This is a genomic window from Neobacillus sp. S1227 (assembly GCF_055385255.1).
In genome coordinates this window covers 2,985,001-3,001,373 of the sequence record NZ_AP038276.1, presented here as the reverse complement: position 1 = coordinate 3,001,373, position 16,373 = coordinate 2,985,001, and the positions used below count along the sequence as shown (strand labels likewise).

Annotated in this window: 11 protein-coding genes, 1 rRNA gene, 1 pseudogene and 1 riboswitch (1 of these 14 running past the window's edge); of the genes and pseudogenes, 9 read left to right on the top strand and 4 right to left on the bottom strand. The window is 41.0% G+C overall.

Annotated features, from left to right (window positions below; all coding sequences use genetic code 11):
* Positions 1-145: 145 nt before the first annotated feature.
* A complete protein-coding gene (locus ACZ5AE_RS15145) occupies positions 146-2,749 on the top strand; it encodes a flavin-containing monooxygenase (protein ID WP_464565146.1) in 2,604 nt (867 codons plus the stop codon).
* A gap of 158 nt (positions 2,750-2,907) precedes the next feature.
* On the opposite strand, the gene ACZ5AE_RS15140 is transcribed toward ACZ5AE_RS15145, so the two are convergent.
* Entirely contained in the window at positions 2,908-3,090 is a 183-nt protein-coding gene (locus tag ACZ5AE_RS15140; RefSeq protein WP_464565144.1) for a DUF2187 family protein, read from the bottom strand.
* Positions 3,091-3,969: 879 nt separating this feature from the next.
* Positions 3,970-4,788 carry a helix-turn-helix transcriptional regulator gene (locus ACZ5AE_RS15135; protein ID WP_464565142.1) on the bottom strand — a complete coding sequence of 273 codons (819 nt, stop codon included), beginning with the start codon at positions 4,786-4,788 and terminating at the stop codon, positions 3,970-3,972.
* A gap of 219 nt (positions 4,789-5,007) precedes the next feature.
* Here ACZ5AE_RS15135 and ACZ5AE_RS15130 point away from each other — a divergent pair, with 219 nt between their 5' ends.
* The 5 genes and pseudogenes from ACZ5AE_RS15130 (at position 5,008) to ACZ5AE_RS15110 (ending at position 10,340) form a co-directional block, all read left to right on the top strand.
* Entirely contained in the window at positions 5,008-6,963 is a 1,956-nt protein-coding gene (locus tag ACZ5AE_RS15130; protein ID WP_464565140.1) for a primary-amine oxidase, read from the top strand.
* A gap of 95 nt (positions 6,964-7,058) precedes the next feature.
* Positions 7,059-7,604, top strand: a complete 546-nt coding sequence (locus ACZ5AE_RS15125) for a hypothetical protein (RefSeq protein WP_464565138.1) — start codon at positions 7,059-7,061, stop codon at positions 7,602-7,604.
* Positions 7,605-7,656: 52 nt separating this feature from the next.
* The gene (locus ACZ5AE_RS15120; protein ID WP_464565136.1) at positions 7,657-9,093 is read left to right on the top strand and encodes an APC family permease; all 1,437 of its coding nucleotides are present in this window, start codon (positions 7,657-7,659) and stop codon (positions 9,091-9,093) included.
* A 221-nt stretch (positions 9,094-9,314) separates the two neighbouring features.
* Positions 9,315-9,873, top strand: a pseudogene (locus ACZ5AE_RS15115) (Uma2 family endonuclease).
* A gap of 138 nt (positions 9,874-10,011) precedes the next feature.
* A riboswitch (cyclic di-GMP riboswitch) is annotated at positions 10,012-10,095 on the top strand.
* 29 nt (positions 10,096-10,124) lie between these two features.
* Entirely contained in the window at positions 10,125-10,340 is a 216-nt protein-coding gene (locus tag ACZ5AE_RS15110; protein ID WP_464565134.1) for a hypothetical protein, read from the top strand.
* 91 nt (positions 10,341-10,431) lie between these two features.
* On the opposite strand, the gene ACZ5AE_RS15105 is transcribed toward ACZ5AE_RS15110, so the two are convergent.
* Together ACZ5AE_RS15105 and ACZ5AE_RS15100 are read right to left on the bottom strand one after the other, a co-directional pair.
* Positions 10,432-11,304, bottom strand: coding sequence for a TIGR03943 family putative permease subunit (locus tag ACZ5AE_RS15105; protein WP_464565132.1), 873 nt, complete (start codon positions 11,302-11,304; stop codon positions 10,432-10,434).
* A 13-nt stretch (positions 11,305-11,317) separates the two neighbouring features.
* The gene (locus tag ACZ5AE_RS15100) at positions 11,318-12,193 is read right to left on the bottom strand and encodes a permease (protein WP_464565130.1); all 876 of its coding nucleotides are present in this window, start codon (positions 12,191-12,193) and stop codon (positions 11,318-11,320) included.
* Positions 12,194-12,416: 223 nt separating this feature from the next.
* On the opposite strand from ACZ5AE_RS15100, the gene ACZ5AE_RS15095 reads away from it, so the two are divergent.
* The 3 genes from ACZ5AE_RS15095 to ACZ5AE_RS15085 all read left to right on the top strand — a co-directional run.
* Complete coding sequence (locus ACZ5AE_RS15095) at positions 12,417-13,598, top strand: methyltransferase domain-containing protein (protein ID WP_464565128.1); 1,182 nt, start codon at positions 12,417-12,419, stop codon at positions 13,596-13,598.
* A gap of 31 nt (positions 13,599-13,629) precedes the next feature.
* Positions 13,630-14,412, top strand: a complete 783-nt coding sequence (locus tag ACZ5AE_RS15090; RefSeq protein WP_464565126.1) for a hypothetical protein — start codon at positions 13,630-13,632, stop codon at positions 14,410-14,412.
* Between the two features lie 524 nt (positions 14,413-14,936).
* Positions 14,937-16,373: ribosomal RNA gene (locus tag ACZ5AE_RS15085) — 16S ribosomal RNA — on the top strand; it runs 113 nt beyond the window's last position.

Genomic DNA, 16,373 nt, shown 5'->3' with positions numbered 1-16,373 from the left:
ACTTTTATACATCCAGAAAGAATATATTTGATAGCGCTTACAAATAGATTGTGGGACGGTCCTTTTGCATCACTTTAGATGGGGTTTTTTTAAGGACCGGTCAAAATGAGGAACCGTCCCCATGTATCAAAGGAGGCATTTGTAGATGGTATTAAATCAACAAAGTGGTCGAGTGTTTGATGCTGTGGTAGTTGGGGCTGGGTTTTCTGGGTTGTACATGCTTCATCGGCTGCGGGAGGCCGGATATTCGGTTCGCGTATATGAGGCAGCAGATGATGTTGGAGGCACCTGGTATTGGAACCGCTATCCTGGTGCGCGTTGTGACATCGAAAGTATTTACTACAATTATACTTTTTCAAAGGAGATTTTGAACGAGTGGACATGGTCATCCAGATATGCAGAGCAGCCGGAAATCTTAAGCTACATAAATTTTGTGGCCGATAAGCTAGACCTAAGGCGCGACATCCAGTTCAACACAAGGATTACAGGCGCCCGGTATAATGAAGAAAACCGCAACTGGGAGATTCGCATGGATGATGGCACTTCAGTTGTTGCTGAATACTTTATCACCGCATTAGGATGTCTTTCTTCTTCTAACATCCCGAAAATTAAGGGCTTGGACAGCTTTAAAGGGGAGATGTACCACACAGGAAGATGGCCTCATAAAAAGGTGGATTTTAGCGGGAAGCGTGTCGGCGTAATCGGAACAGGTTCAAGTGGCATTCAAGCAATCCCGGTTATTGCCAAAGAAGCGGGTCAACTCACTGTCTTTCAACGGACACCGCAATATAGCTGCCCTGCGCAAAATCATCCACTTGAGGCAGAGGAAATTCGGAAGACGTGGGAAAATTACGATGAGACTAAACAACTCATGCGTTACTCGCAGCACGGTGTACCGTATGGGCCTCGACTGCGGTCTGCCTTGGAGGATTCTCCAGAAGAGCGGGAACGTTTATATGAAAAAGCCTGGCAGGAGGGCGGCCTATTTACACTTTCCTACAACTACAATGACATAGCCTTGGTCCCAGAGTCGAATGAAACCGCCGCATCTTTTATCCGCTCCAAGATTAAACAAATTGTTCAAGACCCCGAAGCAGCACAAAAGTTAATGCCGACTTACTACTATGCAACAAAAAGACCCATCATTGATACCAACTATTTTGAAACCTACAACCGTGAAAATGTCTCACTTGTTGATATAAAGGAATCGCCAATTATCGAAATTACACCAGATGGAATTAAGACGACAGAAAACGAGTATCCATTAGATGTCCTTGTGTTTGCGACTGGCTTTGATGCGATGACGGGTCCTTTATTTAAAATTGATATTCGCGGAAAAAATGATGTCTCGCTCAAGGATAAGTGGGCAGACGGCGCCGAGTTGAAGACCTATCTTGGACTAGCCACTTCCGGCTTCCCGAACATGTTTATGCTGACTGGTCCGCAAAGCCCATCTGTTCTAAGCAACATGATGGTTTCGATTGAGCAGCACGTTGATTGGGTCGCTGATTGCATTGATTATCTTCGTGAGCACCATTTGGAAGCATTTGAGGCCACTGAAGAGGCGGAGGTTTTCTGGAGCCAGCAATGCCACGCCATTGCCGACATGTCTTTGCTAACTAAAACAGACTCCTGGTACATGGGTGCCAATATCGACGGTAAGCCACGCGGATTCCTTGCTTTTGCCGGAGGAGTAGGGCTTTATCGATTAATTTGTGATGATATTGCAGCAAGAGGCTATGAAGGATTTACCTCTGTGCTAGCACACGGTAGCACAGACGATAGCAAAATGAAAGAGGGGTTTTTCGTGTCAAACATTGATCCTCAAGCATGGTTTATTTTAAAACAACTAGAGTCCGCCGGTGCCCCGCCTATGGAGCAGCTTACTCCTGAACTAGCCAGGATGGGTGATTTTAGTCTATTAGCAGGTGCGCCTGAAGAGGTAGCCAAAGTTGAAAACAGGACCATTCCGGTTCCTGGAGGGGAAATTCCTGTTCGCATTTACACGCCGGCGGGTGAAGGTCCATTCCCAGCACTGGTTTATTACCATGGCGGAGGCTGGGTCATCGGTAACCTGGATACCGTTGATGTTCCTTGCCGGATGTTGGCAAACAGAGCAGGCTGTGTTGTCGTTTCTGTGGATTACCGATTAGCACCTGAGCACAAATTCCCGACTGCCGCTGAGGATTCGTATGCTGCAGCTAAGTGGGTATCGGAAAATGCGTCATCCATTCAAGTAGACCCAGAGCGAATTGCTGTAGGCGGTGACAGTGCAGGTGGAAACCTGGCAGCGGTTGTGTCCTTAATGGCCCGTGAACAGGGAGGCCCTTCACTTGCCTATCAAATGCTAATCTATCCTGTTACCAATCACGCCTATGACACGGACTCTTATCGTGATAATGCTGAGGGTTACTTTTTAACAAAGAATACAATGGTATGGTTCTGGAATCATTACCTTCGAGATGAAGAGGACGGTCAAAATCCTTATGCTTCGCCTTTACTGGCGGAGGACTTAAGCGGCCTTCCGCCAGCGCTGGTGATTACGGCAGGCTTTGATCCGCTGCGAGATGAAGGTGAAGCCTATGTGGAACGTCTAAAGGCAGCAGGAGTACCTGTTGAAGCCACTCGTTATGAAGGTATGATCCATGGATTCTTCTGGATGCCAGGAGTGTTGGCTGAGGGGAATAACGCAATCAACCAGGCGGCTAATGCATTGAAGCAAGCTTTTAATGCTGTCAAGACTATATAAATAGAGAGCTAATTTAGGAGGCTAACTCAAAACTGAATTGCCTAGATGTCAGGGATATAAATTTTTTAAAACCATTTTACGTATAATTCATAAAATGAAATCAGGGTGGCACAGCCGGTGGCTACTCTGATTTTCTATTTTTTAAAGATATTTCATAATCAACTTAGAAGGACTACATATTTTTTATGTGAAACGACTGTCCTATTGTTTTTAAAATCTCGGCCGGAGAAATTTTCAATTATTTCCACAATGACCGAGTTCTTACCGACTTTTTCCACCTTCCCTTTAATTCCATTGATCGATACAATATCGTCTCCGACCCTTGCCTTAATCAAATGCATAACAATCACTCCTTAATTATTAATGCTTTTTACCAAAGAGTATATTAATAGGGATTTTAAAAGAAAAATAACTAAATGTCATACAATTTGTGAGAAATTCTTCCAAACAATTTGAAAACCCAAACCATTTTTGGGGCATATATTATACATTGGAGGGACGGTTAATTTTTTACCAAATCATCTAATCAGATCAAGTAATAACTTCTGTATGTAATGGTCATGGTTGGTAATGTCTTAACCATGATAGTATAGGAGGAGATTATTTGGGGTTTTCAAAATTTATGTCATGAAATCTAACTAATTAATAGTTAGAAAATTCAAAACCTGTTTATAATAATATCCTAGAATGATTCACATGTTAAAAAATATCTAAGTAAAAGGGGTGGTGGCGAGTATGAAAGAAGTAATTCCCATTATTCTTTATATTTCTCTTTTATTACTACTTACTTCTTGCGGGATATCCAAAACAACCTCTTCAAAACTGACAGCAAAAGTGAAACCTAAAATACAAAAATTCAATTCGGAGTAGTAGTAACTTGAAGATAAAAGCGAGCTGTGAGCCTGTTGCTAATTTGCCAATAGGTTCACAGCCCGCTTTTTCTTATTTAAAAAAAGCAAAACTACTCATAGTTTTAGTCCTAAACTCAACAACAGGAATATTTGGCTGCGCAAAAATGATAAGACATTTGGCGGTCATTATACATATTAAAAGGTACCCCTATCTTGGATTAAAGTCTTTTTAGATCTTAAGGTGATAAAATGGGATGCACAGTGGGATAGGCTGTTAACATTGGTTGGTTCCATCCATTCACTATTGATATTGTCAAAATGGCAGGATAGACAATTGGAAAAATTTATTAACATTGAAAAATAAGAAAACTATCTTACCTGCTTTTCAAATATGTATCTATATTCTCTCGGTGTAAGAGACATAAATTTTTTAAAACCTTTGTAAAAATGAGCTTTGTCATAAAAACCGTGATCATCAATGATATTGTTAAGGTCCGGATGGCTAAAAAGCAGGTCCTCTACGGAATGTTGTAATCTGACAATTTGACTGAATTGTTTGGGAGAAAAACCTATATATTCTTCGAACTTTTTTCGCAGATAACGGTCAGTGTAACCTGTCGTGAATGATAATTCTCCAATATTTAACCATCCCAGTGAGGAGTATATTTTATTCAGGCAGAAATGGATGAGGTGTTGATCATAATTGGGAGTCAGATGTTTTGCTTTAATAAATGAACAGAATATGTTGATTCTTTCTTCAAAAGTCGAGAGGGAAGCGATTTCTTCCAACAGAGAATCCTCCATTTTCACCACTTCAAATAGTGGTAATTGTGGGTGCTGCATGATTTCTTTCATAGAACATCTAAATTCCAAACTAGATTGTTCCGGAAAAAATCGGACACAGAAATATTGTTGATCAGGTAGAAAATGATAGGGACACCTTTGGAGAGGACTTGCAGCAATTGTTGCAAAAGGCTTTGCAGGGTCTAAGCAAAAAAGTAAATCTATACAGCCATCCGGTATGATCGGGATACTTGCCTCTAACTTTTCCCCTAATTTGAATTGGTAAAATAATGATACTTCGTTTTGCAATTGCAGTGTTCTCTCCGGTTTATACTCCAAATAAAACTCACAATTATTCTTTAATTCGGGTTGAGTAGGATTAAAAATGGAAATGGTAGATTCCATGTTACAACAAACTCCTTTTTTTAAAGAATACGAATCCACAAAATCGCAAGTTAACAACGTGATTATAGTAGAAAATTAGACGAGTTCGCTACATCTGTGTTATAAAATCTAACGTTAAAAGTAAGAAAAATTACGACTGTTCCGTTTTTTACAATGAAATGTTGAAAGCTTACTTGTATATTGGGAACAAGCCAAATGATAAAAGGGAGGATTTCTAACATGCAAGTAACAGAAAAAACCGTCAATACAGTGAATCATCCACTGGAGCCGTTAACGGCAGAAGAACTGACAATAGCGGTTGAAACCCTAAAAAGGAAGAAAAATTTAACAGAAAAATGCAGATTTGTGACGGTGGTATTGAAGGAGCCCGCCAAGGATATCGTGTTAAATTATGTAACAGGTGACCCCATCACACGTGAAGCCTTTATGATCATTTTAGACAATGAATCTGAAAAAACGTATGAGGCGGTTGTTTCTATTACAGAACAAGAAGTAGTGAGCTGGGAATATATCCCCGGAGTGCAGCCTGGCATTATGCTCGATGAATTTGAAGAATGTGAGGAGGTGGTGAAAAATAATCCGGAATTTCAAGCCGCTTTATTAAAGAGAGGAATAACAGATTCCAGTTTAGTTATGGTAGATCCGTGGTCCGCCGGTTATTTCGGGATTGAACAGGATGAAGGCAAGCGCTTGGCACGTGCGATTTGCTGGGTACGAAAATTCCCAAATGATAATGGTTATGCCTATCCATTAACCGGAATCGTCGTGTTTGTTGATCTAAATAAAATGGAGGTGGTAAGGGTAGAGGATCACGGTGTCAGAGAGATGCCGCCTACAGATGGCAATTATTCTCCTGATCTATCAAAAAGCATCACTCTCCGGACAGATTTAAAGCCCTTAGAAATTATTCAGCCGGAAGGACCGAGCTTTGAAATCGACGGTCACCTGATTAAATGGCAGAAATGGCATATTCGTTTTGGATTTACGCCAAGAGAAGGGTTGGTGCTTCATACAGTCGGGTACGAAGATAAGGGGACCATTCGTCCGATTCTGTATCGTGCTGCCCTATCAGAGATGGTGGTCCCATATGGAGATGCGAGCTTTGCCCATAATAGTCAAAATGCGTTTGATGTCGGTGAGTATGGGTTGGGTCAATTAGCCAATTCCTTAGCGCTGGGCTGCGACTGTTTGGGGGAGATACGATACTTTGATGCAGTCATGACAGATAGTAGAGGAAATGTGCGGACCCTTCCAAATGCCATTTGCCTGCATGAAGAAGATTACGGCGTGGCATGGAAGCACACAGACTGGAGAACGGAGCAGGTGGAAGTACGTCGTTCACGCCGATTGGTTCTTTCCTTCTTCTGTACCGTTGGAAACTATGATTATGGATTCTACTGGAGCTTTTATCAAGATGGAACAATCGAAATGGAAGTCAAGTTAACAGGCATGTTAAATACCGGGACTTATGATGAAACCGGATTTTCGAAATACGGGACAGAGATTGCTCCGGGATTAAATGCAGCCTATCATCAGCATTTCTTTAATTTCCGATTAGACACGATGTTAGATGGGTTGAAAAATTCCATTGTGGAGCAGAATACAGTAGCCGAGAAAATAGGACCGGAGAATTTCTATCATAACGGTTTCTACGTTGAAACCACCACTTTTAAAACAGAGGAGGAAGCGAAGCGGAATTTAAACTATGAGTCAGCACGGACTTGGAAAATCGTCAATCCAAATTCCTTAAACTTTGTTGGAAAGCCTGTCGGTTATAAAATTATGCCTGGTGAAAACTGTCTGCCATTTGCAAGTGAGGAAGCTAGTGTGATGAAGCGCGCAGGATTTTTGAAACATCAATTACACGTCACCAAGTATGATCCAACCGAAATGTATGCTGCAGGAAACTATCCAAATCAGCATAAAGGCGGGGAGGGGCTTCCAAAGTACACAGCTGCAGACCGCCATATTGAAAATGAAGACATCGTTGTTTGGTATACAATGGGGCATCATCATATTACGAGACCGGAAGATTGGCCGGTCATGCCTACTGCTTATATTAATTTTCAATTAAAACCTGTTGGTTTCTTTGACCGCAATCCAGCCCTTGATTTGCCACGGCCTAAACCAAAAACGGCCTGTCATTCCAATAGTGTTTCGCATTGTCATTCATAAGTCATGGGTCGAAAGGAGTGGGATTAATCCTGCTCCTTTTTGAAAAAAGATAGGTTGGAGGTGATGATGGATTGCTCTTGCTCTTTAGCTTCATCATGGTGTTTGGATTTAACCTTTATTTGTACGTAACCTACGGTTTGAAAAAGGAAAATGTGAGTAGTTCGTTATCCAAATGTGTCCCGATGATGGTCGGAATGACGAGCAGTTTAACGGTTGGTTTAATCATTGCCATTTGGATGCCGCAGATGCTGGCGGGTGCTGCCATTTTGTCTGTTTTAATAAGTGCCGTAAATGCTTTTTTAATTGGAAAAGGTTTTGGTATGAATGGGTTGCTGGAAGCCCAATCCTCGAGCATCATGGGAGCAATGATGGGTGCGATGCTGGGTATCATGCTTTCAGAAAACGAAATCACGTTGATGGTCATTGGCATGGACCTTATTCATCTCGTTAGTATTTTTAGTGTGATGTTATTGTCGGCCAACAATGCTGTTGGTAAACAGAGTCTGTTAAAAAGCAAGCCTGCCTCTTTTTACTTAGCTTTTTTGATTGTTGCTGGTTTTATTGGAACAACGGCGATTTTAGACTTTGATCACGCTGAGATAGAAACAGAAAGAATGACTCATATGAATCATAACCATTAATTTTTATTACTGTCTTAATTAAGAAAAATTGAAATGAAGGAGGAATAAACGGATGTCTATGCAGGAAAACCAAGTATTAACAAATAAAAGAAGTTCTGATATTGCCAGATTCGGGTATGAACAAGAGTTAAAAGGGTCCATGAATGTCTTGCAATTAACAGCTTTTGGACTTAATTATATGCTTCCATTGGCGCCGGCTGTTATTTTTGGTCTGCTGATATCGACTTCCGGCGGTACAGCTGCACTTCCGTTTTTCCTAGCCGGGATTACGATGATGTTAACGGCTTTTAGTTACTCCACAATGGTAAAAAATTATCCGTTATCAGGTTCTGTATACAGTTACGTAGGCCGCGGCTGGAATCCTCATTTAGGATTCATCTCAGGCTGGGTTCTGACCCTGGACTATGTGATGATACCGACAATCACCTCAATAAGTGCCGCCTATTTAGTACAGGAATATTTTCCAACCGTTCCTTTTTGGATTCTACTGGGGGTTTTTTCAATCGGGGTTGGTGTACTTAATATATTTGGTGTTGAATTAATGTCAAAAATGGGCATTTGGTTTTTGTTATTTGGGGAGTTTGTGGTATGGACTTGTATTTTAATTTGGGGAAAGGCAGTCTTTTCCGACGGTTCGGGAACAGGGACCTTGTTGAGCACAATCCCTTTTCAATTTGATAGTACGACTGGAGTAGTAGCTGCTACTTCACTAGCTGTTTTAAGCTTTTTAGGCTTTGATGCCATTACGACATTAGCAGAGGAAACACGCAATCCCAAAAAAGATATTCCGAAAGCCATCTATTGGTGTGTTGGGATTGGAATGATTACCATGGTTGCGACGAGCTACATGGCCATGCTAGTCATTCCTGATTGGAGAACACATCTAAATGATGCAAACTGGATGAATACCGTCTTATTGCAAGTGTCGATCATGACCGGCGGGGAAGGGTTTGGCCTCTTCTTTACAGCAGGATTTTTAAGTTCTCTCGCCGTTTTCAATTTAGTGGCAACTGCAGCAGGAGCGCGCCTTTTATATGGAATGGGACGAGACAATCTTTTGCCGAAAGGATTCTTTGCTGCTGTAAACAAACGATTCAACACGCCGCATTTTAATATCATTTTTATTGTCGCAATTGAATTCATCCTGGGAACGACTGCCAATATTAATACGATTTCAAATCTGGTTAATTACGGGGCATTCTTTGGATTTGCAGCCATTAATCTTTCGGTTATCTGGCTCTATTATGTAAAGAAAAAAGGCGAAGCTCCATTTAGCTTGGGAAGCACGCCTAATTGGATTCCAACTGGGAAATACCATTTCCGCTATTTCTTTCTTCCACTTCTTGGCTTTGCCGTCATTCTATACGTCTGGTTTGGGATGGACCGGCTCGCCATCCTATTAGGTTGTATTTGGCTGTTCATCGGTATCGTCTTTCTGTACTTTCGAACAAATGGCTTTAAAAAATTACCTCCGCAACTGGAACTTTGATTGTTTATACACTTAAAAAACTTGTCGTTTTAAAAAAGTAAAAGTTTTATTCATCATCCCTGCCAATAAGAAAGCTAGCTGAGTGGCATGGGACTGTTCTGCTGCATCATTTTGCAGGTTATTAGGCAAAGGGATGAAGTATAAGAACCGTCCCCATGTATCTATTCTAAAAAAGAAAATTATGGTAAAATAAAAGAAACAAATGACTAAGGAGGGGGGAGATGAATCTATATCAAAATCACCCACTGTCTGTTCAGGACTACTATATCATACGGGAGAAGTCCGAAGAATTATTAGAATTTATTGATGGGATGGTCTATTTAACGCCCTCATCATCTACAGGACATCAGGGAATATCAAGAAAACTTCTCATCCAATTAGATCAATTTTTAAAAGGTTAATCTTGTGAAGTCTTCCACGCTCCTTTTGATATCGAATTAAAGAGTGAGAACATGGAAGGAACAGAGATTGTTATTCCAGATCTCAGTGTGATTTGTGATAAAAGTGGTTTGAATGACATACGATATATTGGTGTTCCCAACCTTATTGTTGAAATTCTAAGCCCCTCCAATCAGTCCCATGACCTAATTACCAAACTTAATATTTATATGAATTATGGAGTAATCGAGTACTGGATCGTGAATAGAATGTTATATGCAGTCACTGCTATCACTTAATGATGAAAAAATGTATGAACAACATGACATGAAAACCGAGACTGGAATTATTGCATCGAAGTTTTTAGAAGGATTCAGTATTGATTTAAAAGAGATTTTTTGAAAAATTATAAAGGTCCAGGGTGTTTCCTAGGCTAATTTGCATTCCTCTAAGATTTCAATTCCAGATAAATTTTATCAGTAGGAATTTTTGTTATGTAATATTTGAAAAAATTGTAATATAATAAAAATAATTAGTTTATTTAGATAAAGGCAAACCACTCGAAAGATTGGGACGCAAAGCTACAGGTCTAAGGTGTAAAACTATGATGGCTGAGCTGCCTAAAATAGTATATATTTTAGGGGGATTTCATTGTGGTTACGCTTGCTTGTGAAAACGAACTCGAAATGGATGTCGTGAAACTTAGTGATGAAAACATTATAGAGAGGTATATAACAGCTCTAGTAAAAATGGCAGACCAAAATTATAAAATGTTAGAAACAGAATTATTGAAAAGAAGGTTATTTTTGGTTGCCTTAGAACGATACGATACAAAAAAGCTGTTATTCTCTTCAGGCTTCACTGAGTAGGGCTCATCCACAACAGCAGCGACTTTAGTAGCTACAGAAAAAAGAAGACTCCAAGGACTTTTTAGAGTGCTTGGAGTCTTCTTTTTCTATATTAAAAACTATTCCTATAAACATAGGCATCATTCGGCTGCGGAATGATTTTATAATCCGTCACTTTTAAAATCGGGATTTTCATTTTAAAAGGCTGGTAGTACATCGTGTCCACCGTACCCGTTACCTCGTACCACTGGTCATTAGGAATGTGGACATTTTCAGGGAATTGAATCATCATCCCGAACACACCAGAGTCGGCAATACAGTGAATAATCCCAAAGCGGAATAAAAAGATTTGGTTGCTGTTCAACCCAGGTCCATTATAAGAAAAACCCTTCATTGAAATGGTTTTTCCGACAAATTCACCTGAATAGTTGTAGATGACTTCCAGTCCTTTTAAATAGTCCTCATCAGTTAGGGTAATATGGTCATTTCCTTTATAAGATTTGAATTCCTTTTTTACCAATTCAGTAAACGCATCCTGGCCCATGAATTTACTCATGTCAGGATTTAATATTTGGTGCATGCCATAACGGTCGGCCCCGTCCTCTAATGAAGGAAAACTAAATCCTTTTGCATTGACTAACTGCGAGTCAAGGGTCGCTACGGGCAAAAATACACCTGTCAAAGCGGGAAGAAGAATCATCGTATACGAAACCGTTCTTTTTAAATTTTTCCCAAACGATGTTTCTTTATGATTAGAGTCATGCAAATGATCATGATGGCACTCGTCACAATCCAATTCCTTTTCCGACTTTTTCTCTTTAAGATACCATCTGATTCCTTCTACAATCGTTAGGAAAAATAACGCATAAATCATGCTGTAAGAAAGGAAGGAATACTTCATATTGATATATTTCGAAATGTTACCGGACAAATGCAAATAAAAAAACAAGTTGGCAAACAATAATAGAATCACAACGCGTAACATTTTCTTCCCTCCTTTACAGTAATAGTGAACCGATAAATACAAATGCTGATATTAACGAAACAAGCAGAATGACGAATTTAGGTTTAAACGTTCCGAACATCATCAGCAGGTTCTTGATATCAACCATTGCACCGAAAACCAAGAATGTCACAATTGAACTTTGTGAAAATGTGTTTCTGAAAGACGAAGCAACGAACGCATCAGCTTCTGAACAAATTGATAAAATGAACGCTAGTGCCATCATGACAAGAACACCCGCTACTTTTGAATGTCCAAGTGTCGCCAATGTAGAAGTCGGAATATAGGTTTGCATTGCTGAAGCGATTAATGACCCCATCACCAAGTACTTTCCGACGTGGAAAAACTCATCAATGGTATGGGTGACCACGCTGACCAATTTTTGTTTCGTATTTTGGCTAGAATGGTCATGGACATGTATATGTTCATCAGCTTTCAATCTCAATTGATTTGTTTTAACGATAAAAGAAAGAACAACCCCGACTAAAATGGAAACCACAATGGCAAACCCGGACCGGTACCAAACCATCGTCCAGCTATTACCAAATGCAATATACGTTGAAAAAAGAACAATCGGATTGATAATCGGTCCAGTGAGCATAAACGAAATCGCGGCGGGAAGCGCCACACCTTTTTCAACTAATCTTTTCGTAATCGGAACAATCCCGCATTCACACCCTGGAAAAATCGCTCCTACGAAACTAGCAGTTATCACCGAAAGAATCTTATTTTTTGGCATAATCCGGACAATCATATTCTCCGAAACAAAGACCTCGATCAGGGCTGCAACAAACGCGCCAATCACTATAAAAGGAATTGCTTCTATTATTATACTAATAAATATCGTGTTTAATTGTAACAATTGATTCATAGGAGATCCTCCTGGAAATGAAGCCTCAGATAAAAAACATACAAAATTATAACAGAAATAATGGCGAATGATAATGTTTTAACGTTTCCAGAAGTGGGAAAAGTCTTAACCGAATTATTAAATTTTTTGAAAAAATTGCAAAAAACCATTATCATAAAACTATAGGTTGTTATAACCTGGTCTTAATAATAAGTAATAATTTAGATAAACTGGAGATTATTGTATGTCGATTGAGATGAAATATAAAAAACCAAATATTGACGACTATTTTAAGTCACTCGGAATCAAGGAATGCAAAAGTAAGCTTGCCTTTTGGAAGCACGTCACTGGTGTGGATTCCGACTTGGCAGAGGAGCTGGAACCGCTTATTTCCCGCAGAAAAAAGGGAAACCTATATGACGTGAAGAACCAAATATTGTCCTTCAGTTTGGCAGTAGAATCGTGGACAATGGACTTTCACAAGTCCTTGCTGACCTGTATTAACCAACAAAAACGATTAAAGCCGACAAGAATATTGGAAATCGGATGTGACAATGGTTTGTTGGCATGCTGGTATGCTACTCGTTTTCCCGATGCGGAAATCATCGGAGTCGACCAGTCCGAAAATGGAATTCGGTGTGCCAAACAGTTAGCCGAGCAGCTTGGCCTTACCAATGTCAGCTTTTATCGAATCGGTTTTATGGAGCTCCTCGATCATTTTTCTAAGCATTCTTTTGATGTGATTATTTCTGTACGCAGCTTTCATGAGATTATGGGACCCATTTTCATTCAAAAATATTGGTCTCTGCCTGATCACCTGAGGGAAAAACCAATATTTGGTGACAACTGGTATTTACAAATCGTCGACTTGTTTTTAACCCAGGAGGGAACCTATCTTTCTTGTGAGCGATTGGAAAGCCCGGCAGATGTCGGGAAGTGGGCTAATTTACTAAAAGAAGCCAATCTCCATGTTCAATGGAGTGACAGTGAGATCATTGACTATTACGATTTTAGAACAAAAAAACAATCTCCTTTCATCGTAGCGACAAAAAAGGAAACAGGACTTTCCACTTTGGAAGGGATGGAACACCTATTTACGAAAAAGCAGCCTCTCATCATAGAGGCGGGCCAATCCTATACCACGGTGAGTGCGGAGTTGGCCTTCCACCGACTAGGAGAGAAAAACTTTCAATCGGGGCAGTATTTGGCCGTGCCTAACCATTGGTATATGTATCGGTTTGAACTTTGGGAAACGAATGATTTTCTACTTGTCTATTGCTATGGTAATATGGGGTATCGTCAGTTGGACATTCTTCCTGCCGAGGCATACGAAGAAGCCCAATCGCGGCTGGAGCACGCAGCAGGGCAGTTCAGCCACCTCGGACCGATTGTAAAATACAACAGCCTGAAAGACCGTCCAGAATAACAGTTTTATTAATAGGAAGGGGGAATTACGTTTGAAATCCAATGCACTAACAGGTTATCGGAAATTAAGAGAAATCTATGAAAATAATCTGACCGTTGAATTGGTTTCAGAAGAAATCAAAACCTGTACTGCCGATGATAATGCATCCGTTATTAAAAAAGAAATGTCTAATTATGATTTTGATATTTATGGAGTGAAATCCGGAGAAAAATTAATTGGGTACGTCAAAAGAGAGGATATAAATAAAGAGGGTAAAATAAGTGAGTTTGCCAAGGATTTTCGTGCGGAGGACCTTATTTCGGATTCCACTTCCTTAATTGATTTATTGGATATTTTTCAGGAAAGGGAATTTATCTTTATTCTCGAAAAAAATAAGGTTTCCAGAATTGTCACTGTCGCTGATTTGCAGAAACATCCAATAAGGATGCTGACTTTCAGTTATATTTCACTTTTGGAAATGTATTTTATCTCTGTGATTAAAGAATATTATCCGAATGACAGTTGGACGGATAAGTTAACAGATTCCAGATTAAGTAAAGCCAAAGAACTCTTGGAGGAGCGATTAGCAAATAATGAAGCCCTTACTTTGGTGGACAATTTACAGTTATCTGATAAAGGTACCATCATTCGTAAAACTTCAACATTGGTCGAGCTGCTCGGCTTTGAATCCAATAGTCAATGCAGGGAATTCTTTAAAAAGATTGAATTATTACGGAACAATACAGCTCATTCTCAGGAAAAAATCTATCACGATTATAAGGAGTTTATACAAATTCTTCTACGAATTGAAGCCATACTGCGCACTAGTCTTTAAAAAATTATATATTGGAAAGAATTACCGATTGATATCAGTGGAAACATGCGATATTATTAATTTCCTGTCGCTCAAACGGGTGACTCAAATACACCGGACTTATACGATCGCTTTTATATTTCACATTCCGATGTTTTTGAAAAAACTTTCTATTGCATCAAAACGATTTTTGATGGTATGATATGAAAGTCGCTTTTTTGAAAGAGTATTTCAGTCAATCTCAATTGGAAATAATTGATTATTGATAGATTTTAAGAAATGCGATAAGATAAATTTTGTCACTTCTTTTGAATGACAAAGATAGTTCTTTGAAAACTAAACAAACAAAAAACGTCAACAAACAATAATAATCATGTTTCTTCTATATAAATAGAAAACATGAGCCAACGTAACATTTTTGAGCTAATCAACTCAACTTTCCCCCGTATTAACGCGCGGTAATATCCTTCGGATAAACTGCCCGTAAATACCCGGAAAATTCGACTAACCATCGCGTGAAAAACGTCCGCGACGGAAGTCTCATTTTTTTGGAGAGTTTGATCCTGGCTCAGGACGAACGCTGGCGGCGTGCCTAATACATGCAAGTCGAGCGAATCACTGGGAGCTTGCTCCTGGTGGTTAGCGGCGGACGGGTGAGTAACACGTGGGCAACCTGCCTGTAAGACTGGGATAACTTCGGGAAACCGGAGCTAATACCGGATAATTTCTTCCCTCGCATGAGGGAAGGTTGAAAGTCGGTTTCGGCTGACACTTACAGATGGGCCCGCGGCGCATTAGCTAGTTGGTGAGGTAACGGCTCACCAAGGCGACGATGCGTAGCCGACCTGAGAGGGTGATCGGCCACACTGGGACTGAGACACGGCCCAGACTCCTACGGGAGGCAGCAGTAGGGAATCTTCCACAATGGACGAAAGTCTGATGGAGCAACGCCGCGTGAGCGATGAAGGCCTTCGGGTCGTAAAGCTCTGTTGTCAGGGAAGAACAAGTATCGGAGTAACTGCCGGTACCTTGACGGTACCTGACCAGAAAGCCACGGCTAACTACGTGCCAGCAGCCGCGGTAATACGTAGGTGGCAAGCGTTGTCCGGAATTATTGGGCGTAAAGCGCGCGCAGGCGGTCCTTTAAGTCTGATGTGAAAGCCCACGGCTCAACCGTGGAGGGTCATTGGAAACTGGGGGACTTGAGTGCAGAAGAGGAAAGCGGAATTCCACGTGTAGCGGTGAAATGCGTAGAGATGTGGAGGAACACCAGTGGCGAAGGCGGCTTTCTGGTCTGTAACTGACGCTGAGGCGCGAAAGCGTGGGGAGCAAACAGGATTAGATACCCTGGTAGTCCACGCCGTAAACGATGAGTGCTAAGTGTTAGAGGGTTTCCGCCCTTTAGTGCTGCAGCTAACGCATTAAGCACTCCGCCTGGGGAGTACGGCCGCAAGGCTGAAACTCAAAGGAATTGACGGGGGCCCGCACAAGCGGTGGAGCATGTGGTTTAATTCGAAGCAACGCGAAGAACCTTACCAGGTCTTGACATCCTCTGACACTCCTAGAGATAGGAATTTCCCCTTCGGGGGACAGAGTGACAGGTGGTGCATGGTTGTCGTCAGCTCGTGTCGTGAGATGTTGGGTTAAGTCCCGCAACGAGCGCAACCCTTGATCTTAGTTGCCAGCATTCAGTTGGGCACTCTAAGGTGACTGCCGGTGACAAACCGGAGGAAGGTGGGGATGACGTCAAATCATCATGCCCCTTATGACCTGGGCTACACACGTGCTACAATGGATGGTACAAAGGGCAGCGAAGCCGCGAGGTGGAGCCAATCCCATAAAACCATTCTCAGTTCGGATTGCAGGCTGCAACTCGCCTGCATGAAGCCGGAATCGCTAGTAATCGCGGATCAGCATGCCGCGGTGAATACGTTCCCGGGCCTTGTACACACCGCCCGTCACACCACGAGAGTTTGTAACAC